This window comes from Streptomyces xanthochromogenes, assembly GCF_014650455.1.
GTDB classification, from domain to species: Bacteria; Actinomycetota; Actinomycetes; order Streptomycetales; family Streptomycetaceae; genus Streptomyces; species Streptomyces xanthochromogenes.
Genome location: NZ_BMUZ01000007.1, coordinates 418,291 through 440,327 on the forward strand (window position 1 = coordinate 418,291; position 22,037 = coordinate 440,327).

Below are 22,037 nucleotides of genomic sequence, written 5' to 3' on the forward strand. Positions count from 1 at the left end.
GCCGACCCCCAGGAATCTTCTGCAATTTCTGCACGGCCCAACCGGGCCGCAGGTGTTGCTAATTCAGTTGCTGTGCCGACCCTGGGGTCAGCGAGCCAGCCGCCGGTTCGCCTCTTCGAGGCGCTCCGCGATGGTGCCTTCGATGACCTCGTCGCCGACGCGCACCGAGATCCCGCCGAGGACCTCGGGGTCCACGTCGAGGTTCAGGTGCATCTGGCGGCCGTAGATCTTCGCCAGAGCCGCGCCGAGACGCGCCTTCTGGATGTCGGTCAGCGGGATCGCCGAGGTGACCACGGCGACCATCCGGTCCCGGCGACCCGCGGCGAGCTTGGAGAGGGACTCAAGTCCCGATTCCAGGCTACGTCCACGCGGCCGGGTCACAAGACGGGCGACCAGGCGCTCGGTGACCGGGTTCGCCCTGCCGCCGAGCAGGCTGCGCAGCAGCTCGCCCTTGGCCGCGACCGTGGCGGTGCGGCTGGTGAGCGCGGAGCGCAGTTCGGTGCTGGAGGTGACGATGCGGCCGAACCGGAACAGCTCGTCCTCGACGTCGTCCAGCGCGCCCGACTGCTGCGCGGCGGTGAGGTCGGCGGTGCTCGCCAGCTCCTCGAGCGAGTCCACCAGGTCACGGGACTGCGACCAGCGGGAGCGGACCATGCCGCTCACCAGGTCGGCGGTCTCGCCGCCCACCTGGCCGCCGAGCAGACGCCCGGCGAGCTCGGCCTTGGCCTCGCCGGCCTGCGCCGGGTCGGTCAGGACCCGACGCAGCGAGACCTCGCGGTCGAGCAGCGTGGTGACGGCGGCCAGCTCGTCGCCGAGCTTCGCCGCGTCGACGGACGTGTTGTCCATCAGCGCGTCGAGTCGCTCGCGTGCGGTGGCCAGTGCCTCGCGGCTCGCGCCGTTCATCGGACGGCCTCGGCCTTCTCCTCGAGCTCGCCGAGGAAACGGTCGATGGTGCGGCTCTGGCGGGCGTGGTCCTCAAGGGACTCGCCGACCAGCTTGCCGGCCAGGTCGGTCGCCAGCTTGCCCACGTCCTGACGGAGCGAGTGCGCGGCGGCCTTGCGGTCGGCCTCGATCTGGGCGTGGCCGGCAGCGATGATCTCCTCACGCTGCCGCTGGCCTTCCGCCCTCATCTCCTGGATGAGCGCGGTGCCCTGCTCGGTCGCCTCCTGGCGCAGGCGGGCAGCCTCGTGGCGGGCCTCGGCGAGCTGCGCCTTGTACTGCTCAAGGACGCTCTGGGCCTCGGTCTGAGCGGCCTCGGCCTTCTCGATACCGCCTTCGATGGCCTCGCGGCGCTCGTCCAGAACCTTGTTGATGTTCGGGAGGAGCTTCTTGGCGAGGAAGCCGAAGACGATGACGAAGGCGAGGAGGCCGATGACGAGCTCAGGCCACGGCGGAACGAGGGGGTTTTCCTTGCCCTCGGCCGCCAGCTGAACCATGGTGAGGTTCACATCAGTGCCTTTCGTCGGATCGGTCTAGTCGTCGTTCGTCTTAGTAGACGAACGGCATGACGAGGCCGATCAGGGCCAGCGCCTCACAGAACGCGAAACCGAGGATCTGGTTGGCGCGGATCAGGCCGGCCGCTTCGGGCTGACGGGCGAGAGCCTGCGTGCCGTTACCGAAGATGATGCCGACGCCGACGCCGGGGCCGATCGCGGCGAGGCCGTAACCGATGGAGCTGAGCGAGCCGGTGACGCCATCGGAGGCAGCGAGGATCTGGGACATGCCAGTTCTTCCTTCTCTTTCACGGACCGGTGGGGGTTGGCCACCGGACGACTGGGGGTATGGAGGGAGCGGGCGGTCAGTGGTGCTCGGCGACGGCGCCCTGGATGAAGACGCAGGCCAGCAGCACGAACACGTACGCCTGAACGGCCTGGATGAAGAGCTCGAAGCCGGTCATCACGATGACCATCACGAACGAGACGCCGGAGTACGCGATGCCGATGCCGTTGAGCATGTACCAGCTGGCGATCGTGAACAGCAGCAGCAGGGTGTGACCGGCGAACATGTTCGCGAAGAGTCGCACCGCGTGCGTGAAGGGGCGGACCAGCACGTTCGAGAAGAACTCGATGGTCATGACCAGCGGCAGCACGCCGCCCAGCGACTTGTCATAGCCGGTGAGGTTCTTGAAACCACCGACGAAGCCGTGCCGCTTGAAGGTGAGGCTCATCCAGATCACGTAGACGACCAGGGCGAGCACCGCCGGGTACGCGATGATCGACGTCACCGGGAACTGGGCGACCGGGACGATCGACCAGAGGTTCATCATCCAGACGAAGAAGAAGATCGAGACCATGAGGGGGACCCACTTCTCGCCCTCCTTCTTGCCGATCGTCTCGTAGACGATGCCGCGGCGTACGAAGTCGTAGCCGGCCTCGGCGACCATCTGGAACTTGCCGGGGACGAGCTTCGGCTTGCGGAAGGCCGCCCAGAAGAAGCCGACGATGATGATCGAGCCCAGCAGGGCCAGCAGCATCGGCTTGTTGAAGTACAGGCCGTTGGTGTCGCCCCAGAGCGGCTCGAAGAGGAACGAGTGCAGGCCGGGACCCTCGAAGCCACAGCCGTTCGACTGGAAGATGTGGCAGCTCGGATCGAAGGCGAGCACCTGCGTCGGGTCAGCACTCACCGCGGGCTCCTTCAGCGTGGCGCATAGGTACGGCAACCTCGTTGTGTCGGCGCGGCGCGCAGCCGCGGTTCGGCACTGGACTGGTGTTACGGATGATGGGGCGGCGGTCGGGCATCAAGCCTCGCGATTGAGCAGGCGTCAGCTCAGATGCCCGCGCCCGCAGTGCCGCAGTTGGCACCGGACGATAGCAGGGTCCTGAACTCGCATTTATTCCGGCCCTACCGTTCACGACGACGGCCCCGTCTTTTCGGGCTTGCTGCCCTCAGCGGTATCCGGTTCGACGTAAAGGATCTTCGCCTTCATGTGCGCACGCGCCTGCGCGCCGATCCAGACGAGGGTCAGCGCGACGAGGGTGGCGGCGAAGCATTTCGGGTTGAACAGCGTCGTGTTCTTGAAGACCGCGACAAAGATGAAGAGCAGGAGCAACTGCGCGGTGTACAGCATCAGTCCCATCGCCTGGAACAGATGCGGAAGCGATTTGGCAGTGCGTTCCAGGACGACGAGTCCGATGCCCATGAAGAGGATCACGACCAGCGTCGCGACGATGGCACCCACCGCCCCCTTGCCGCCCGCGACCACACCGCTGATCACGGCGGCAACAGCGCCCGCGGCAGCGGTGGGTAGGGCGGTCGGGAGAAGAGTGCGTGCGTCGTTGGACGGCATGGCGGCAGCTCCGCTTGCTGGTGGGGGCAAAGTGGTGTCGTCATGGACGAGCGTAAGCCCGGGCCGAGTTGGTCCCTCGGGCCAACGGACCGTCGCACTACGGTCCTTCGGCTCTGGCGCCGGGTCTCGTGAACCGTATCACAAACTATTTGATGAGGTCTTTACCATGGAAGTGTGATGGGCAGCACACTTGAGAGTGATGCTGCGCGTTTGTGCACAACGGGCTGCGAGATGTCTGGTATTGGGCATCGACGCGGCAAATCGTCAGCGTGATGCACCGGTCTTACGTCGGTCGGGGAAACGCGAACGGGGGCCGATCGCTGTCGCTCCGTTGACGCCGGAGACTCCGGTGACGACGGGAGTGCGCTCGCCGCGCACCTCGTCGTCCTCCTCGTCGGCCATCGAGTGCACCGCCTCGGGCTCCCCCTGCCCGTGCCGGTAGCGCGGCGGCACGAACCGCTCGGCCCACTGCGGGGTCCGCGGGGCGAACCGGGGCAGCAGCAACAGGACGAGCCCGACCGCGCTCAGCGCGACGATGAGCAGCACGATCCACATCGACGCCGAGTGCACCGAGTAGGCGACCGCGCCGAAGGCGATGAGCGCCGACCAGAAGTACATGATCAGGACCGCCCGGCTGTGCGAATGCCCGATCTCCAGAAGCCGGTGGTGCAGGTGTCCGCGGTCCGCGGCGAACGGCGACTGGCCGTTCCAGGTCCTGCGGACGATCGCGAGCACCAGGTCGGCCATCGGGATCGCGATGATCGTCAGCGGCATGAGCAGCGGGATGAAGACGGGCAGCATCGCGTGCGTGGCATCGCGGGTGCCGCCGAAGTTGAGCTTCATCGCGTCCGGGTCGACCTGGCCCGTGATCGAGATCGCGCCGGCCGCCAGCACCAGGCCGATCAGCATCGAGCCGGAGTCGCCCATGAAGATCCTGGCGGGGTGCATGTTGTGCGGCAGGAAGCCCAGGCACATGCCCATGAGGACGGCGGCGAACAGGGTGGCGGGGGCGGCCGCCTCGATGCCGTACCCGTACCAGAGCCGGTAGGCGTACATGAAGAACGCCGCCGAGGCGATGCACACCATGCCGGCGGCGAGGCCGTCGAGGCCGTCGACGAAGTTCACCGCGTTGATGGTGATCACGACGAGCGCGACCGTGAGCAGGGTGCCCTGCCAGGAGGTCAGCGAGACCGAGCCGATGCCGGGGATGGGCAGCCAGAGAATCGTCAGACCCTGCATGACCATGACGCCCGCGGCGATCATCTGGCCACCGAGCTTGATCAGGGCGTCGATCTCGAACTTGTCGTCCAGGACGCCGATCAGCCAGATCAGCGCGGCACCGGAGAGCAGGGCTCTGGGTTCGTTCGACTGGAAGACGGCGTTGAGGCCGTCGAGGTGGTCTGCGACGAGAAGTCCCGCGCACAGACCGCCGAACATGGCGATGCCGCCGAGTCTCGGCGTCGGTTCCCGGTGCACATCGCGCGCGCGGATTTCCGGCATCGCACCGACGGCGATGGCGAACTTCCGCACCGGCCCGGTGAGCAGGTAGGTCACCGCGGCCGTGACGCACAGCGTCAGCAGGTATTCACGCACGGGCTGCCCCAGAGGTATCGCTGGCCATCTCAGCCCCACACCCTAGCTTCGCGCGCATGTGGTTGAGGACATGCGTATCCGGCAGATGGTTGCAGGTACCCCGCAGAAGCGGGGATAAGCCCGCATTTCTGCCCCTATGTGAATCCTGTGAAAAGCCCCGAACGCCGAAAACCGGCCCCTCTTACGGACGCCCGGATCGGTCTCGGAGAGTCGCGGGAGACCGGTCTCAAGGAGGCGGGAATCGCCGGGCCAGTTCCCGTACTTCCGCCCGCGTCCCCGGATCCTCCCGCATCGCCATCGCGAACAGCACCGCGATTCTGGCCATTTCCGTCTCGCGCATTCCCTGGGTGGTGACGGCCGCGGTGCCGAGCCGGATGCCGCGGGCTTCCGCGTGCGGCAGCGCGCAGGAGTCGAGGACGAGCCCCGCGCCCGCGAGCCGACCGCGCGCGGTGCGGCCGTCGACGCCGAAGGGCGCCGGGTCGGCGAGCACAAGGTGGGTGTCGGTGCCGCCGGTCACGAGCCCGAACCCCTCGGCCAGCAGTCCCTCGGCCAGGGTGCGCGCGTTGGCGACCACCTGATGGGCGTACCCCGTGAACGCGGGGGTGGACGCCTCGCCGAAGGCGACGGCCTTGGCGGCGATCGTGTGCATCTGGGCGCCGCCCTGGGTGAAGGGGAAGACCGCGCGGTCGATGCGGGCTGCGAGGTCGGCGCCGCACAGGATCAGACCGCCGCGCGGGCCGCGCAGCACCTTGTGGGTGGTGGCACACACGACATCGGCGTACGGGACCGGGCTGGGCGCCGCTCCCCCGGCGACCAGGCCGATGGGGTGCGCGGCGTCCGCGATGAGGTAGGCGCCCACATCGTCGGCGATCTCGCGGAAGGCCTGGTAGTCGGGGTGCCGTGGGTAGGCGATCGAGCCGCACACGATCGCCTTGGGCCGGTGCTCGACCGCCAGGTCCCACACCTCGCCGTAGTCGATGAGCCCGGTGTCCGGTTCGACGCCGTACCCGACGAAGTCGAACCAGCGGCCCGAGAAGTTGGCGGGCGAGCCGTGCGTGAGGTGTCCGCCGTAGGGCAGGCCCATCGCCAGAACGGTGTCTCCCGGCTTCAGGAGCGCCGCGTAGGCCGCCAGTACCGCCGAAGTCCCCGAATGCGTCTGGACGTTGGCGTGGGCGGCCCCGAACAGGGCCTTCGCCCGGTCGACGGCGATGCGCTCGGCGACGTCGACGACTTCGCAGCCGCCGTGGTGGCGGGCGCCGGGGTATCCCTCGGCGTACTTGTTGCCGAGTTCCGAGCCGAGGGCCGCGCGGACGGCCGGCGAGGTGAAGTTCTCGGCGGCGATCAACTGCAGCGAGGTGGCCTGCCGCTCGGCCTCGCCGAGCAGCACATCGGCCAGTTCGGGGTCCTGGCGCCGTACGGCCTCGAACCCCGCGCGTTCAGTGCGGCTGTCTACGGAGATGACCGGCATGACCCCAGCGTAGGCCGCAACCGCCGGGGACGCCCGGCGTGCGGGGAGCCGGTACTCCGGGCGGTGTCAGTGGTGGGTCGGGACGCCCGTGAGGGCGGTGACGACCGGGTCCAGGGCCTGGTTGATCTCGTCGCCGATGGAGCGGAAGAAGGTGATGGGGGCGCCGTAGGGGTCGTTGACCTCGTCGGCCTCGGCGTTCGGCGCGAGCAGCCAGCCGCGCAGCGCCGCCGCGGCCCGCACCAGTGCCCTCGCCCGCTCCACCATGCCCTCCTGGAGGGGGTCGGGCAGCGTGGCCGGGTCTATGGCCCGCACGAGCCGGGTGAACTCCTTCAGGGTGAAGGTGCGCAGACCCGCGGAGTGGCCCATCGAGATGACTTGGGCCCGGTGGTCGCGGGTGGCCGTGAGGACCAGGTCCGCGGTGATGACGTGCTCGTCGAGGAGCTCGCGCCCGGTGAAGCCGGTCGCGTCCGCACCGAAGTCGGCGAGGACGGCGGCGGCGTTGGCCTCCATCGGGGCGCCCTCGTGCCCCCAGGTGCCGGCGCTCTCCACGATGAGGCCGCCCGTGAACGGGTCGCCGAGCCGGTCGCTCAGGGCATGGCGGGTCAGCCGCTCGGTGATGGGCGAGCGGCAGACGTTGCCGGTGCTGACGTGGAGGATGCGGAACGAGTTCACCGCGGGGTGAACCGTGCCTATGCCACGCCCCTCAGGGGCGGTCAATTGGCCACCTCGAGGTCGGGTACCACCTTGCGCAGCTCGTCCGCGTCGAGCGCGCCGGCGCGCAGCAGTACCGGGACCTTGCCCGTGACGTCGACGATCGAGGACGGGACGATGCCCGGCGTCGGGCCGCCGTCCAGGTACACGGAGACGGAGTCGCCGAGCATGCCCTGGGCGGCGTCGCAGTCCTCGGGCGCCGGGTGACCGGTGAGGTTGGCGGAGGACACGGCCATCGGGCCGACCTCGGTGAGCAGCTCGATGGCGACCGGGTGCAGCGGCATCCGGATGGCGACGGTGCCCCGGGTGTCGCCGAGGTCCCACTGCAGCGACGGCTGGTGGCGGGCGACCAGGGTCAGGGCGCCGGGCCAGAACGCGTCGACGAGCTCCCAGGCCTGCTCGGTGAAGTCGGTGACCAGGCCGTGCAGGGTGTTCGGCGAGCCGATGAGGACAGGGGTGGGCATGTTGCGCCCGCGGCCCTTGGCGTCGAGCAGGTCAGCGCAGGCCTGCGCGCTGAACGCGTCGGCGCCGATCCCGTACACGGTGTCCGTCGGCAGCACCACGAGCTCACCGCGGCGGACGGCGGACGCGGCTTCGCGCAGACCGGTCGTGCGGTCGGTCGCGTCGTTGCAGTCGTATCGCCGAGCCATCAGCGGGCCTCCTCGTACACATACACGGTCTGGGGGTGGGAGCGGATCACGGGGTGGCCTTGCGGGCCGTGGCGAAGCGCGGGCGGTTGTTCAGGTCGGGGTGGTCGGCCGCGTCCGCCCAGCCGGCCTCCTCGTTGAAGATCCACGGCACTTGGCCGCCCTGGGTGTCGGCGTGCTCGATGACGACGAGCCCGCCGGGGCGCAGGAGGCGGTGCGCGGTCCGCTCGATGCCCCGGATGGTGTCGAGCCCGTCCTCACCGGAGAACAGCGCGAGCTCGGGGTCGTGGTCGCGCGCCTCGGGGGCGACGTACTCCCACTCCGTGAGCGGGATGTACGGCGGGTTGGAGATGACCAGGTCGACCTGGCCGTCGAGCTCGGGCAGCGCGGTGAGCGCGTCGCCCTGGTGGAGAACGACGCGGGACCCCTCGACGTTCTTCCGCGTCCATTCGAGGGCGTCCTCGGACAGCTCGACGGCGTGCACGCGCGAGCGCGGCACCTCCTGCGCCATGGCGAGCGCGATGGCGCCCGAGCCGGTGCACAGGTCGACGATGAGCGGCTCGACGACGTCCATCGCGCGGACGGCGTCTATGGCCCAGCCGACCACGGACTCGGTCTCCGGTCGCGGCACGAACACCCCTGGCCCGACTTGGAGTTCGAGGTAACGGAAGAAGGCGCGGCCGGTGATGTGCTGGAGCGGTTCGCGGGCCTCGCGGCGTGCGATCGCCTCCCAGTAGCGGGCGTCGAAGTCGACGTCCTTGACGTTGTGCAGCTCTCCCCGCTTGACGCCGTGGATGTGCGCGGCGAGCTCCTCCGCGTCGAAGCGCGGGGAGGGCACGCCGGCGTCGGCCAGCCGCTGGGTGGCCTGGGCCACCTCGGCAAGCAGCACGCTTCGGGGGCCTGGGGGTCGCCCCCCAGAGTTTTGCTGCACGCTGGTCCTCCGGCAGTCGTACGGGGGTGTGATTACTGGGCGGCCGCGAGCTTGGCGGCGGAGTCCGCGTCGACGCAGGCCTGGATCATCGCGTCCAGGTCGCCGTCGAGCACCTGGTCCAAGTTGTACGCCTTGAAGCCGACCCGGTGGTCCGAGATGCGGTTTTCCGGGAAGTTGTACGTCCGGATCTTCTCGGAGCGGTCGACCGTGCGCACCTGGCTGCGGCGGGCGTCGGCGGCCTCCTGCTCGGCGGCCTCCTGCGCCGCGGCGAGCAGCCGGGAGCGCAGGATGCGCATGGCCTGCTCCTTGTTCTGGAGCTGGCTCTTCTCGTTCTGGCAGGAGGCGACGACGCCGGTGGGGACGTGCGTGATGCGGACGGCGGAGTCGGTCGTGTTGACGGACTGGCCGCCGGGGCCCGAGGAGCGGTACACGTCGATGCGCAGGTCGTTCATGTTGATCTCGACGTCGACCTCCTCGGCCTCGGGCGTGACGAGCACGCCGGCGGCGGAGGTGTGGATGCGGCCCTGCGACTCGGTCGCGGGCACGCGCTGCACGCGGTGCACGCCGCCCTCGTACTTCATCCGCGCCCAGACGCCCTGGCCGGGCTCGGTCGCGCCCTGGCCGCCCTTGGTCTTCACGGCCACCTGGACGTCCTTGTAGCCGCCCTGGTCGGACTCGGTGGAGTCGATGATCTCGGTCTTCCAGCCGACCCGCTCGGCGTAGCGCAGGTACATGCGCAGGAGGTCGCCGGCGAACAGGGCCGACTCGTCGCCGCCCGCACCCGCCTTGATCTCCAGGAGGACGTCCTTGTCGTCGCTGGGGTCGCGCGGGACCAGGAGCAGGCGGAGCTTCTCGGTGAGCTGCTCGCGCTGTGCGGTCAGGTCCTTGACCTCGGCGGCGAAGTCCGGGTCGTCGGCCGCGAGCTCGCGGGCCGTCTCGATGTCCTCACCCGTCTGCTTCCAGGCACGGTAGGTCCCGACGATCGGCGTCAGCTCGGCGTAGCGCTTGTTGAGCTTGCGCGCGTTGGCCTGATCGGCGTGGACCGAAGGGTCGGCGAGCTTCGTCTCAAGGTCGGCGTGCTCGCCGATCAGGTCCTCGACCGCTTCGAACATCGGTTGCTCCTGGGGTTCAAACGGAGAAGTAGGTCTTGACGGCAAAGCGCCGGTCGCGGCGCCCCCGGAACGGAGGCGCCGCGGACCGGCGCAGTTGGCTCGCTACTTCTGGGCGGAGCCGGCAGCGGCCTTGCCGAAGCGGGCCTCGAAGCGGGCCACGCGGCCGCCGGTGTCCATGATCTTCTGCTTGCCCGTGTAGAACGGGTGGCACTCGGAGCAGATTTCGGCGCGGATGGAGCCGCCGCCGATCGTGCTACGGGTGGTGAAAGCCGCGCCACAGGTGCAGCTGACCTGGGTCTCGACGTACTCGGGGTGGATGTCGCGCTTCAAGGTGTCTCCTAGGTTCGGGAGGGCGCCGGGTCGTAGGCGCGGATTGCGCATACGTGAACCGGGGCCGACGTACCAGTCTGCCAGGACTGGCCGCATCTCCCAAAACCGGGGTGGGCGCCCATCTATTCCCGGGCCGCCCCGATGCCGCCTGCGGCCCCCGGTGACCGGTACGGGCCGCTACTGCCCGGCGACGTAACCGCCCGCGGTGCCCTTGTCGCCCGCCGAGTCGGCGGTCGCGGACGCCGGGATCGGCTGGTCCTTGGCGAGGGCGTCCCAGACCTGCTTGGACTGCTCGGGGAGCGGGCTGACACGGTTGGGGTCGAGCTTGTCGTACTGCACCGGCAGCGTGATCATCTTGACGTTCGCGGCGTCCAGGCCCTTGAGGCCGTTGGCGAAGCCGATCAGCGAGTTGACCGAGCTGATGTCCGAGTCGGTGGTGATCGCCTTGGTGGCCGCGTCGGCGAGACCGTAGAGCTTGGCGGGGTTGCTGAACACCCCGACGCTCTTGATCTGGCCGATCAGGGCCTTGATGAAGGCCTGCTGGAGCTGGATGCGGCCGAGGTCGCTGCCGTCGCCGACCACGCCGTGCCGGGTCCGTACGAGGCCGAGCGCCTGCTCGCCGTTGAGGGTGTGCTTGCCGGCCGGCAGGTCGAGGTGGCTCTTGTCGTCCTTGATCGGCTTGTTCGTGGTGACGGGCACCCCGCCGAGCTGGTCGATGAGCTTCTTGAAGCCGGTGAAATCGACCTCGACGTAGTGGTCCATGCGGATGCCGGACATCTGCTCGACGGTCTTGACGGCACAGGCCGGACCGCCGACCTCGTACGCCGTGTTGAACATCTGGCGCTTGGCGCCGGGGTCGCTCTTGCCGTCCTGCGTGGTGCAGGCGGGGCGGGTGACCAGGGCGTCGCGCGGGATCGAGACCACGCTCGCGGTCTTGTGGCCCTGGTACACGTGGATGATCATCGCGGTGTCGGACCGGGCGCCGCCCCCGTCGTCGCCGTACTCCTTGTTGGCGCCGGCCCGCGAGTCCGAGCCGAGGACCAGGATGTCCTCGGAGCCGTTGTCGACGTTCTGCGGGCGCTCGGTGCCGAGCTGGGCGTTGATGTCCACGCCCTTGAGGTTGCCGTTGAGCTTGAAGTACACGTAACCGAGTCCGCCCCCGCCGACGAGCACCACGCCGGCCGCGCTCCAGGCGGCTATCCGCACGGCGCGACGGCGCGTGCTGGGGCGCTTGCGGCGCTTGCCGGCCCCGCGTATTCGGCTGCTGCGTGTGCCCTGCTCGGTCATGGTCTCCTCAGTTCTCGGTGCTCCTCCGATTACCCCCTGCCCAGGCCTTCAGGCACGGATTGTCGACACTCGTCAGACGTCGAAGCACCAAGCAGGGTTGCACAGGGTTCTAAGAAGGCCATAAGAACGCATCCCGGCCGCCGCGCAACCCGAATCCGGCCCCACCCCTCCCACCTGCGATTTCGCGAGGGCTCACGACCCCGTCCCGGGCGGTTGCGGCCTCGGGGCGTGTGTCGAACGCCTCAGCCGGTACGGCAGTGGCGTACCCGGTCGGCGCGAGCCCCCGCAGGGCACTCGGCGGACACGTGCCAGGGCCCCTCGGCGGGTGTCCGCACGCGAGAGCGCCCCCGGCACCGAAGTGTCGGAGGCGCTCTCAACTGGCCCTGCTGGAACCGGAGTTGCTAGTCGTTGCCGTTGCCCGGGCCCGGCGTCGTCTTCTGGATCTGGAGCAGGAACTCGGCGTTCGACTTCGTCTGCTTCATCTTGTCCAGGAGCAGCTCGATGGCCTGCTGCTGGTCGAGCGCGTGCAGCACCCGGCGCAGCTTCCAGACGACCGCGAGCTCGTCGCTGCCGAGCAGGATCTCTTCCTTACGGGTGCCGGACGCGTCCACGTCCACCGCCGGGAAGATGCGCTTGTCGGCGAGCTTGCGGTCGAGCTTGAGCTCCATGTTGCCGGTGCCCTTGAACTCCTCGAAGATCACCTCGTCCATGCGCGAGCCGGTCTCCACGAGCGCGGTGGCGAGGATGGTCAGCGAGCCGCCGTCCTCGATGTTGCGCGCGGCACCGAAGAAGCGCTTCGGCGGGTAGAGCGCGGTCGAGTCGACACCACCGGACAGGATGCGGCCGGAGGCCGGGGCCGCCAGGTTGTACGCACGGCCCAGACGGGTGATCGAGTCGAGCAGCACGACCACGTCGTGACCGAGCTCGACGAGACGCTTGGCGCGCTCGATGGCCAGCTCGGCGACCGTGGTGTGGTCCTCGGCGGGACGGTCGAAGGTCGAGGAGATGACCTCGCCCTTCACCGACCGCTGCATGTCGGTGACCTCTTCCGGACGCTCGTCGACCAGGACGACCATCAGGTGGCACTCGGGGTTGTTGTGGGTGATCGCGTTGGCGATCGCCTGCATGATCATGGTCTTGCCGGTCTTCGGCGGGGCCACGATCAGGCCTCGCTGGCCCTTGCCGATCGGCGACACGAGGTCGATGATCCGCGTCGTCAGCACGCCCGGGTCGGTCTCCAGACGGAGCCGGTCCTGGGGGTACAGCGGGGTCAGCTTGTTGAACTCCGGGCGGCCGCGGCCCGAGTCGGCCGCCATGCCGTTGGAGGAGTCCAGGCGCACCAGCGCGTTGAACTTCTCGCGCCGCTCGCCGTCCTTGGGCTGGCGGACCGCGCCGGTGACGTGGTCACCCTTGCGCAGCCCGTTCTTGCGGACCTGGGCGAGCGAGACGTACACGTCGTTCGGGCCCGGCAGGTAGCCGGAGGTCCGGATGAACGCGTAGTTGTCGAGGATGTCGAGGATGCCTGCGACGGGGATCAGGACGTCGTCGTCGGCGACCTGCGGCTCGGCGCCGAACTCGTCACGGCCACCACGGCGGCCACGGCGGTCGCGGTAGCGTCCGCGCCTGCCACGGCGGCTGCCGTCGTCGTCGAAGTCGTCCTGCGGGCCGTTGTTGTTCTGCTGCTGGCCCTGACCGCCCTGCTGCTGGCCACCCTGGCCGCCCTGGCGCTCCTTGCGCTGGCCGCCCTGCTGGTCCTCGCCCTTGCCCCGACGGTCGCCACGGTCCCCGCGGTCGCCACGCTCTCCGCGCTCGCCACGGTCACCGCGCTGGCGGTCCCGGCGGTCACCGCGGTCGCCCCGCTCGCCACGGTCACGGCGCTCGCGGCGGCCCTCGGCGGTGTCGACGGCCTCGGCGGCCTTCGCCTCGGGCTGCGCCTCGGTCCGCACCTCGGCCTTGGCCTCCGTCTTGGTGACCGTCTCGGCCACGGCGGAGGTGGACTCGGGGCTGCCGGAAGGCGCGGTGGCACGGCGGCGACGGCGCTCGCCCGCGGGCTGGTCGTCGCTGGCCGGCTGACCGGGGATGTCGATCTGCTGCTGCGCGGCCTTCTCGGCGGCGGGCGCTGCGGCCTCGTCGCCCGTACGGGCCTTGGAGGTGGCGCGGCGCTTCGGCTTGGTCTCGGCGTCGGCGCTCTTGGCCGGGGCCGAGGAACCGCCTCCGGCCTGCGCCTCCTTGATGACCTCGATCAGCTGGCTCTTGCGCATGCGCGCGGTGCCCCTGATGCCGAGGCCGGACGCGACCTGCTGCAGCTCGGCCAGGACCATGCCGTCGAGGCCGGTGCCGGAGCGGCGGCGCCGTGAGGTGGTGCCAGAGGCAGCACCTGCGGCGGGCGCGGAGGTGTCGACAGAGCTGTCGGCAGTCACGCCCATCAGATCGGTGGTGTCGCTCACGAAGGGTCCTTCCCTGGAGCGGACGTCGGCCTGTCTGGCTCGGCGACCGGTTGTGCTGTCCGGCTGCGGCCTGTGATCTTCTCGACCACTGATCGTGCCGGGGCGGTGGTCCGCCGCGTACGGCGGAGAGACAAAAGTGCGTGGGTTCCGGCCCGAGATCCCCCTACTCGGCCCCTGCCGGGTCAAAGCGTGGGGTGTCGTGCCGGTTCCGGAGCGTGCTCGAAACTGCTCAGGCAGGCTGCGCAGGCAGTTGGGGAGGCTCTCGGAAGAATGGCGGTCCCTGAAGGGGACACGAAGCACCGCGCCACGAAGACGACCGATGCAGACTTGAGGTTAACACTACCGGATCCAACAAACATTCCCCCTCTCGTTCACCGGCAAGCCGTGCTTCCCGCGCCCGTACCTACGCTCCGAGCGGCAGGACGCTCGCACCCGCGGCGTCGAGATTGAGCCGGTTGGCGGCCCACCCCTCCCCCGCAAGGCGTGCGACCTTGTCGGCCGCACCGTCCTCGACCAGCGCGAGCACCGTGGGCCCCGCGCCGGAGATGACCGCGGGGACGCCGTCCGCACGCAGTCGGTTGACCAGTGCCACGCTGTCCGGCATGGCCGGTGCGCGGTACTCCTGGTGGAGTCGGTCCTCGGTCGCGGCGAGCAGGAGCTCGGGACGCCTGGTCAGGGCCTCCACGAGCAGGGCCGCCCGGCCGGCGTTGGCCGCGGCGTCAACGTGCGGGACCGTGCGCGGGAGCAGCCCGCGGGCCGTCTCCGTCAGGACCGCCTTGCCCGGCACGAAGACCACCGGAACGATGGAATCGGCCGGGTCCATCCTGATGGCGCGGGCAGCTCCGCCGTCCATCCAGGACAGCGTGAACCCGCCGAGCAGACAGGCCGCCACGTTGTCGGGGTGTCCCTCGATCTCGGTCGCGAGCTCCAGCAGGGCCGCGTCGTCGAGCCGTGCGTCGCCGCCTATGGTCACGGCCCGCGCGGCGACGATGCCTGCGCAGATGGCGGCGGAGGAGGAGCCGAGGCCGCGGCCGTGCGGGATGCGGTTGGCGCAGACGACTTCGAGGCCGCGCGGCTGTCCGCCGAGCAGGTCGAACGCGGTGCGCAGGGACCGTACGAGGAGGTGGCTCTCGTCGCGGGGCAGCGTCTCGGCGCCCTCGCCCGCGATGTCGATGCCGAGGCCGGAGTCGGCGACGCGGACGACCACGTCGTCGTACAGCCCCAGTGACAGGCCCAGGGAGTCGAAGCCCGGGCCGAGGTTGGCACTGGTGGCGGGGACGCGCACCCGTACGGCGGCGGCGCGGAATGCGGGACCGGCCATCGCTCTGATGACTCCTTGTGAGGCTGCTGCTGGTGTCTGCTGCGAGATTTTGAAGACGTACGGAACACCCGAGGGCCACGTGGGCAACTGCACCACGGCATATGCGGCGGGGCGGGTTGGGTACAGCCTATCGAAGGAAGGTTCTGTGGCGACATAGGGCGCACAGGAGGCGCACGATGCGTGTCGCGAGCCCCCTGTGCCCCTACGTACGGGCTTGTCCGGCTTTACGTACGCGCCCTGGCGGTGCAGGACGCGTACGCGAGGCGACGCGTCGGGGAACTACGCGAGGCCGAGGCGCTCGGCCGCGGCCGCCGCGTCCACCGGGACGGTGACCGGCTGAGGCGCTCCGGCGACGGCCCAGTCGGGGTCCTTGAGGCCGTTTCCGGTCACCGTGCACACGATCTTCTGGCCCGGGTCGACGAGGCCGCGCTCGGCGGCCTTGAGCAGACCGGCGACCGACGCCGCGGAGGCGGGCTCGACGAAGACGCCCTCCTGCGAGGCCAACAGGCGGTAGGCGCGCAGGATCTCACGGTCCGTCACCTCGTCGATGAAGCCGCCGGACTCGTCCCGCGCGGCCAGCGCGAACTGCCAGGAGGCCGGGTTGCCGATGCGGATCGCGGTGGCGATCGTCGAGGGGTCCTTGACGACCTCGCCGCGCACGATGGGCGCCGACCCGGATGCCTGGAAGCCCCACATGCGCGGAGTGCGCGTCGAGACCTTGTCCCCGGCGTACTCCTTGTAGCCCTTCCAGTACGCCGTGATGTTGCCGGCGTTGCCCACGGGCAGGACGTGGATGTCGGGGGCGTCGCCGAGCGCGTCCACGATCTCGAACGCGGCGGTCTTCTGGCCCTCGATGCGCACCGGGTTGACCGAATTGACCAGCGCCACCGGGTAGTTGTCGGACAGCGAGCGCGCGAGCGTGAGGCAGTCGTCGAAGTTGCCGTCGACCTGGAGGATCTTGGCGCCGTGGATGAGCGCCTGGCCCATCTTGCCCAGCGCGATCTTGCCCTGCGGCACGAGGACCGCGCACACCATCCCGGCCCGCACCGCGTAGGCGGCGGCCGAGGCCGAGGTGTTGCCGGTGGAGGCGCAGATGACCGCCTTGGCGCCCTCCTCCTTCGCGCGGGTGATCGCCATCGTCATGCCGCGGTCCTTGAAGGACCCGGTCGGGTTGGCGCCCTCGACCTTGAGGTGGACCTCGCAGCCCGTGCGCTCGGAGAGCACCTGCGCGGGCACGAGAGGCGTGCCGCCCTCGCGGAGGGTGACGACCGGGGTCGTGGCGGAGACGGGGAGCCGGTCCCGGTACTCCTCGATGATTCCGCGCCATTGGTGGGTCATTGCTGGTTACTCCCCTTCAACACGCATGATGCTGGCGACACCACGCACGGTGTCGAGCTTGCGCAGGGCGTCCACGGTCCCGGTGAGGGCCGCGTCGGCCGCGCGGTGGGTGACGACGACGAGGGAGGCCTCGCCGTCCTTGCCTGACTGCCGCACGGTGTCGATGGACACCCCGTGCTCGGCGAAGACCGTCGCCACCTGGGCGAGCACGCCCGGCTTGTCGGCCACGTCGAGGCTGATGTGGTACCGCGTCACGACATCGCCCATGGGGCTCACGGGCAGCTGCGTGTACGCCGACTCCCCGGGCCCGGTCGACCCGGCGAGCTTGTTGCGGCAGACCGCGACCAGGTCGCCGAGCACGGCGGACGCGGTCGGGGCGCCGCCCGCGCCGGGCCCGTAGAACATCAGCTGTCCGGCGGCCTCGGCCTCGACGAACACCGCGTTGTAGGCGCCCCGCACGGAGGCCAGCGGGTGGTCGAGCGGGATCATCGCCGGGTGGACCCGGGCGGTCACGGAGCCGCCGTCGACGGCCCGCTCGCAGATGGCGAGCAGCTTGATGGTGCAGCCCATCTGACGCGCGGAGGCGAAGTCGGCGGAGGTCACCTCGGTCATGCCCTCGCGGTACACGTCGTCGAGGCGGACCCGGGTGTGGAAGGCGATCCCGGCGAGGATCGCGGCCTTCGCGGCGGCGTCGAAGCCCTCGACGTCCGCGGTCGGGTCGGCTTCGGCGTAGCCGAGCGCGGTGGCCTCGTCGAGGGCCTCCTGATAGCCGGCGCCCGTCGAGTCCATCTTGTCGAGGATGAAGTTGGTCGTGCCGTTGACGATGCCGAGGACCCGGTTCACCTTGTCGCCGGCCAGGGACTCGCGCAGCGGGCGGATCAGCGGGATCGCGCCGGCGACGGCGGCCTCGTAGTACAGGTCCCGGCCGTGCTCGACGGCGGCCGCGTGCAGCGCGGCGCCGTCCTGGGCGAGCAGCGCCTTGTTCGCGGAGACCACCGACGCGCCGTGCTCGAACGCGGTGGTGATGAGGGCGCGGGCCGGCTCGATGCCGCCGATGACCTCGACGACCACGTCGATGTCCCCGCGTTTGACCAGGGCGGTGGCATCGGTGGTGACCAGGGCGGGGTCGATGCCCTCACGCACCTTGGAGGGCCGGCGGACGGCGACTCCGGCGAGCTCCACGGGCGCGCCGATGCGCGCCGTGAGGTCGTCGGCGTGCGTCGTCATGATGCGCGCCACCTCTGAGCCGACCACTCCGCAGCCCAGCAGCGCCACCTTCAGCGGACGCGTACGCATCATCCGACCTCGTTTCCTCTTCAAACCTGGAATCCGAACCAGTCTCACTCAACGGACCGGGGTTTCTGCCCCCGGTCCGGATCCTGAGACAAGTATTTCATCTACCCGACGTCGAGACGCAGGAGATCTTCCTCCGTCTCCCGCCGGACGATCACCCGCGCCGAACCGTCGCTCACGGCGACGACGGGCGGGCGCAGAGCATGGTTGTAATTGCTGGCCATGGAGCGGCAGTACGCACCGGTGGCCGGCACCGCAATCAGATCACCCGGCGCCAGATCCGCGGGCAGGAATGCGTCACGCACCACGATGTCACCGCTCTCGCAGTGCTTGCCCACCACCCTGACCAGCATCGGCTCGGCGGTGGAGGTCCGCGAGACGAGCGCGACCGAGTACTCGGCGTCGTACAGCGCGGTGCGGATGTTGTCGGACATGCCGCCGTCCACGCTCACATACGTCCGCAGTCCTTCGAGCGGCTTGATGGTGCCGACCTCGTACAGCGTGAACGCCGTGGGACCGACGATCGCGCGGCCCGGCTCGACGGAGATCCGGGGCACGCGGAGCCCGGCGGCGTCGCACTCGCGCGTGACGATCTCGCTGAGCGCCTTCGCGATCTCGTGCGGCTCGCGGGGGTCGTCGTCGGAGGTGTACGCGATGCCGAGGCCGCCGCCGAGGTCGATCTCGGGCAGCTCGACGCCGTGCTCGTCGCGCACCTCGGCGAGCAGCTGGACGACGCGGCGCGCGGACACCTCGAAGCCCGCCATGTCGAAGATCTGCGACCCGATGTGCGAGTGGATGCCGACCAGTTCGAGCCCGTCGAGCTTCAGGGCGCGGCGCACGGCCTCGGCGGCCTGGCCGTCGGCGAGACCGATGCCGAACTTCTGGTCCTCGTGCGCGGTGGCGATGAACTCGTGGGTGTGGGCCTCGACTCCGACGGTGACCCGGATGAAGGCCTTCTGCACCGTGCCCAGCTCCTGGGCGATGTGCGCGACGCGCACGATCTCCTGGAAGGAGTCGAGCACGATCCGCCCGACCCCCGCCTCGACGGCCCGCCGGATCTCGGCCTCGCTCTTGTTGTTGCCGTGGAAGGCGATGCGCTCGGCGGGCATCCCCGCGTCCAGCGCGGTGACGAGCTCGGTGCCGGAGCAGACGTCGAGGTTCAGGCCCTCCTCGTGCAGCCAGCGCACAACGGCCCGCGACAGGAAGGCCTTCCCGGCGTAGAACACGTCGGCGTTCCGTCCGAAGGCGTCCGCCCAGGCCCGGCACCGCTCCCGGAAGTCGGCCTCGTCGAGGAAGTAGGCGGGCGTCCCGAACTCCTCGGCCAGGCGCGTCACTTCGAGCCCGGCGACGGTGACCTCACCGTCCCCGTTGCGCCGCACCGTGCTCGACCAGACCTTCGGGTCAAGGGAGTTGAGGTCGGCGGGCGGTGCGGAGTAGTGCCCCTCGGGAAGCACGTCGGCGTGGCGGGGGCCGGCGGGGTGCGCGGATCGGCTCATGTTCTGTACGTCTCTTCTCTTACACGTCTGCGGTCACGACGGCGGGCGACGGTGATGTCCGTCCGCGCATGTCACAGGAACTCGGGGGCGTCGACGCCGAGCAGGGACAGGCCGCCGGCCAGCACCGTCCCGGCGGCCTCGGCGAGGGCGAGCCGGGAGCGGTGGGCGGCCGAGGGTTTCTCGTCACCGAGCGGCAGCACCACGTGCTGGAAGCGGAGCAGTTCGTCGGCCACGGCTTCGAGGTGCCGGGCGAGCCGGTCGGGCGCTTGGTGCCGGGCGGCGCCTTCGAGCACACCGGGGTGGTCGCGGAGCAGCCCGAGCAGCCGCTCCCCCTCGGGCACGGCCCCGGGCACGGCCGCGAACCCGAGCTCACGGGCATTGCGGCTGAGGGCACGGCTGCGGGAGTACGCGTACCGCACCCGGAAGAGGGAGTTGCTCTCGCGCTGGGCGAGCAGCTCCCCGGCATCGGTGCGGGGCCGGTCGTGGCGGGCGGCCCGGAGCATGGCCCAGCGGGCGGCATCGGCCCCGACGAGCTCGGCGAGCCCCGGCGCGGGACAGGGAACGACGGCCGGCACCTGCCCCGGCTCACCCTGCCCGACGATCCGTGCGTCGGCCCCCTGGCTCCGGAGCAGCCGCACGACGACCTCGGTGACGATCCGCCCACGCTCGTCGCCTACGGGCACGAAGTCGTGAACCTGTCCGAGGAGAGCCTCGCCGTACCCGTACGTGGCGGGCGCCGCGAGCACGTGCCGTACGACATCGAACTGCGCACCGCGTTCAAGGGTGATGTTGAGGAAACCGGGGCCGCTGATCTCGACGAGGGCGATGCCGGGCCGGCCGGCGATCCGGCCGCGCAGCACCTCGGCGACCTCACGGGGCGGCAGACCGGCCGCGGCGGCCAGCTTGAGGGCGATCCCGCTGGCGTAGTCGCCACCGCCGCCGGGCCGGGGCCGCTCGACCTTGACGGCCTCGGGCACCACGTCGCCCACCGGACCCAGGGCACCCTCGTCGACCGCGCCGCGCACGACGTGCGCGACGGTACGGGAGAGCTCTGCGGGGGTCACGGGACAAGCGTATGGGAGAGGGGGGGTCTCTCCGCGAACCGGTTTCGCCATACGGGCAGAACGGCGGACGGGGAGCGCTTCTACGGGGTGGTCAGCCCCGGCTGCTGCCGGCCCGCCCGGGCTCCCTGCTGCCGTCGGCAGACGGCGGAGCCTCCCGGTGCAGCAACTGCCGCACGACCCTGACCAGCTCGGCGGGCTCGAACGGCTTCGCGAGAAAGGCGTCGACCCCGGCGGCCAGCCCGGTCTCCACCTCGTACTGGGTGCAGGCGCTGATGATCGCGAGGGGCAGGGCGCTGGTCCGCGGGTCGGAACGCAGCCGAGCGGCCGTACGCAGCCCGTCGAGCCTGGGCATCATCACGTCGAGGGTGACCACGTCCGGGCTCACCCGGTGCACGACCTCCAGGCATTCGGCACCATCGGCCGCGGTCACGACCTCGAAGCCCTCCAGCTCGAGGTTGACCCTGATCAACTGCCGGATGACCTTGTTGTCGTCCACCACAAGGACCCGGCCCGACACGCCTGACACACCTTGAGGTTAGGTCCGAGGAGGGCACCGCGTCCGGGTTTTCCCCACTTCCACCCCGCCCGGGCGACGCGGCCCGCCGCAGGGACCGAAATACCTGTTCACAGCCACCCCGAGAGAGCTGGTAGGGTTCTACCCGTCGCCGCCAAACACGGCGTACGCCCCCGTAGCTCAGGGGATAGAGCAACGGCCTCCGGAGCCGTGTGCGCAGGTTCGAATCCTGCCGGGGGCACCTTGTACGAGGTGCCGAAAAGACCCCGCCGTCAGCGAAGTTGCTGAGGTCGGGGTCTTTTGTTTTGCTCGAACACCGATGCGGCACCATGATCCGCATGGACCTTGAGGGGATAGGCGCCGTGGCCGCGGCCAGCGTTGCCGGCATCGGTATTCCCGCGGCCGTGCTGGTCGGCCGCTGGCAGATGAAGGCCGCACTGCGCACGGCGGACGCCACCACCCGGGCGGGGCAGCCTCAGGCCCAGGCGGCCTACCGCGCGGCGTTGGACGCGGTGCGCGCGCAGGCGAACGCCACACATGTACAACAGCGGCGAGCCCACCGACGAGAGGCCTACGCCTCCTTCCTGCTGGCCGCACAGCATGTACGGGAGTTGGGCGAGCGGTTCGTGGAGGCCAACGCGGAACCGCTCCCGGAGGCCCGGCTCCGGGCGGGAAAGGCCGGCATCGCGCCGGCGGCGGGGATGACCACTGCCCTGCTGACCATCAGCTCCTGCATGGTGAAGCAGGCAACGTATGAGAGGGCACAGGCCCAGCTCGGGGGACTGTTGGACGATCCGTCGTCGGACGTCGGCGCCGCTGCCTGGCGGCTGTACGAGGGCCTCGCGGCCCCGCACTCCGTCCGCCCTTCGCAGTTGGCCGAGTGGGACGAGCCCACCGATGCGCTCATGGCCGCCCAGAGCGCATGCCGCACCGCCCGGCGGGAGCTGCCTTCCGACGCTTTGGGTGAAGCCGAGTTCGAAACCCTGCTGCAAGCACGCTCGTTCCGCCCGTCGGCGCTCAGCGAGCGGTACTTCGACGCCGTGACCGGTTTCGACGACGCCGAGGTCCGCTTCGTCCGGGCAGCCGAAGCCGAGCTGCACCCTCAGCCCGTGCTGTAGGCACAGCGATCCGATTCACAACGCGAAAAAGCCCCGCATCGTGACCCGTATTTCTACAGATCATGATGCGGGACTTTCCCC

21 protein-coding genes and 1 tRNA gene are annotated in these 22,037 nt (G+C 70.1%); 2 read left to right on the forward strand and 20 right to left on the reverse strand.

Going from position 1 to position 22,037, the window contains the following annotated elements:
* Positions 1 to 87 precede the first annotated feature (87 nt).
* The 20 genes from IE267_RS20830 to IE267_RS20925 form a co-directional block, all read right to left on the reverse strand.
* Entirely contained in the window at positions 88 to 903 is an 816-nt protein-coding gene (locus tag IE267_RS20830; RefSeq protein WP_161247557.1) for a F0F1 ATP synthase subunit delta, read from the reverse strand.
* On the reverse strand, positions 900 to 1,436 hold the full coding sequence (locus IE267_RS20835) for a F0F1 ATP synthase subunit B (protein ID WP_100577624.1): 537 nt from the start codon (positions 1,434 to 1,436) through the stop codon (positions 900 to 902). The genes IE267_RS20830 and IE267_RS20835 overlap by 4 nt, the downstream gene beginning before the upstream one ends.
* Positions 1,437 to 1,488: 52 nt before the next feature.
* Positions 1,489 to 1,722, reverse strand: a complete 234-nt coding sequence (gene atpE, locus IE267_RS20840; RefSeq protein ID WP_053726990.1) for an ATP synthase F0 subunit C — start codon at positions 1,720 to 1,722, stop codon at positions 1,489 to 1,491.
* A gap of 76 nt (positions 1,723 to 1,798) precedes the next feature.
* Complete coding sequence (gene atpB, locus IE267_RS20845; protein WP_167156907.1) at positions 1,799 to 2,623, reverse strand: F0F1 ATP synthase subunit A; 825 nt, start codon at positions 2,621 to 2,623, stop codon at positions 1,799 to 1,801.
* A 225-nt stretch (positions 2,624 to 2,848) separates the two neighbouring features.
* Positions 2,849 to 3,286 carry a Cg1360 family ATP-synthase-associated protein gene (locus IE267_RS20850; protein WP_161247559.1) on the reverse strand — a complete coding sequence of 146 codons (438 nt, stop codon included), beginning with the start codon at positions 3,284 to 3,286 and terminating at the stop codon, positions 2,849 to 2,851.
* 264 nt (positions 3,287 to 3,550) lie between these two features.
* Complete coding sequence (locus IE267_RS20855; protein ID WP_229861345.1) at positions 3,551 to 4,879, reverse strand: MraY family glycosyltransferase; 1,329 nt, start codon at positions 4,877 to 4,879, stop codon at positions 3,551 to 3,553.
* Between the two features lie 226 nt (positions 4,880 to 5,105).
* Positions 5,106 to 6,347, reverse strand: a complete 1,242-nt coding sequence (gene glyA / locus IE267_RS20860; RefSeq protein ID WP_161247563.1) for a serine hydroxymethyltransferase — start codon at positions 6,345 to 6,347, stop codon at positions 5,106 to 5,108.
* A 66-nt stretch (positions 6,348 to 6,413) separates the two neighbouring features.
* The gene (locus IE267_RS20865; RefSeq protein ID WP_167156911.1) at positions 6,414 to 7,064 is read right to left on the reverse strand and encodes an arsenate reductase/protein-tyrosine-phosphatase family protein; all 651 of its coding nucleotides are present in this window, start codon (positions 7,062 to 7,064) and stop codon (positions 6,414 to 6,416) included.
* A complete protein-coding gene (locus IE267_RS20870) occupies positions 7,061 to 7,708 on the reverse strand; it encodes an L-threonylcarbamoyladenylate synthase (RefSeq protein WP_161247567.1) in 648 nt (215 codons plus the stop codon). The genes IE267_RS20865 and IE267_RS20870 overlap by 4 nt, the downstream gene beginning before the upstream one ends.
* Positions 7,709 to 7,754: 46 nt before the next feature.
* A complete protein-coding gene (prmC, locus tag IE267_RS20875) occupies positions 7,755 to 8,636 on the reverse strand; it encodes a peptide chain release factor N(5)-glutamine methyltransferase (protein WP_161247569.1) in 882 nt (293 codons plus the stop codon).
* A gap of 32 nt (positions 8,637 to 8,668) precedes the next feature.
* Positions 8,669 to 9,748 (reverse strand): peptide chain release factor 1, encoded by a 1,080-nt coding sequence (prfA, locus tag IE267_RS20880; protein ID WP_100577433.1) that lies wholly within the window; start codon positions 9,746 to 9,748, stop codon positions 8,669 to 8,671.
* A gap of 102 nt (positions 9,749 to 9,850) precedes the next feature.
* A complete protein-coding gene (rpmE, locus tag IE267_RS20885; RefSeq protein WP_053726981.1) occupies positions 9,851 to 10,078 on the reverse strand; it encodes a 50S ribosomal protein L31 in 228 nt (75 codons plus the stop codon).
* Positions 10,079 to 10,255: 177 nt separating this feature from the next.
* The gene (locus IE267_RS20890) at positions 10,256 to 11,365 is read right to left on the reverse strand and encodes an LCP family protein (protein ID WP_189764217.1); all 1,110 of its coding nucleotides are present in this window, start codon (positions 11,363 to 11,365) and stop codon (positions 10,256 to 10,258) included.
* 401 nt (positions 11,366 to 11,766) lie between these two features.
* Complete coding sequence (rho, locus tag IE267_RS20895) at positions 11,767 to 13,812, reverse strand: transcription termination factor Rho (protein ID WP_189764218.1); 2,046 nt, start codon at positions 13,810 to 13,812, stop codon at positions 11,767 to 11,769.
* A 403-nt stretch (positions 13,813 to 14,215) separates the two neighbouring features.
* Positions 14,216 to 15,133 (reverse strand): homoserine kinase, encoded by a 918-nt coding sequence (thrB, locus tag IE267_RS20900; RefSeq protein WP_161247575.1) that lies wholly within the window; start codon positions 15,131 to 15,133, stop codon positions 14,216 to 14,218.
* A gap of 279 nt (positions 15,134 to 15,412) precedes the next feature.
* Positions 15,413 to 16,471 (reverse strand): threonine synthase, encoded by a 1,059-nt coding sequence (gene thrC, locus IE267_RS20905; protein ID WP_161247577.1) that lies wholly within the window; start codon positions 16,469 to 16,471, stop codon positions 15,413 to 15,415.
* Between the two features lie 6 nt (positions 16,472 to 16,477).
* Positions 16,478 to 17,770, reverse strand: coding sequence for a homoserine dehydrogenase (locus tag IE267_RS20910; RefSeq protein ID WP_161247579.1), 1,293 nt, complete (start codon positions 17,768 to 17,770; stop codon positions 16,478 to 16,480).
* A gap of 98 nt (positions 17,771 to 17,868) precedes the next feature.
* Positions 17,869 to 19,260: a diaminopimelate decarboxylase gene (lysA, locus tag IE267_RS20915; protein WP_167156916.1), complete on the reverse strand. Its 1,392-nt coding sequence runs from the start codon at positions 19,258 to 19,260 to the stop codon at positions 17,869 to 17,871.
* Between the two features lie 71 nt (positions 19,261 to 19,331).
* Positions 19,332 to 20,324 (reverse strand): ArgS-related anticodon-binding protein NrtL, encoded by a 993-nt coding sequence (gene nrtL, locus IE267_RS20920; protein WP_189764219.1) that lies wholly within the window; start codon positions 20,322 to 20,324, stop codon positions 19,332 to 19,334.
* Between the two features lie 91 nt (positions 20,325 to 20,415).
* The gene (locus IE267_RS20925) at positions 20,416 to 20,841 is read right to left on the reverse strand and encodes a response regulator (RefSeq protein ID WP_161247587.1); all 426 of its coding nucleotides are present in this window, start codon (positions 20,839 to 20,841) and stop codon (positions 20,416 to 20,418) included.
* A gap of 166 nt (positions 20,842 to 21,007) precedes the next feature.
* On the opposite strand from IE267_RS20925, the gene IE267_RS20930 reads away from it, so the two are divergent.
* Both IE267_RS20930 and IE267_RS20935 read left to right on the forward strand, forming a co-directional pair.
* Positions 21,008 to 21,079 (forward strand) — tRNA-Arg (locus IE267_RS20930).
* A 97-nt stretch (positions 21,080 to 21,176) separates the two neighbouring features.
* Positions 21,177 to 21,956: a hypothetical protein gene (locus IE267_RS20935; RefSeq protein WP_189764221.1), complete on the forward strand. Its 780-nt coding sequence runs from the start codon at positions 21,177 to 21,179 to the stop codon at positions 21,954 to 21,956.
* Positions 21,957 to 22,037: the final 81 nt, after the last annotated feature.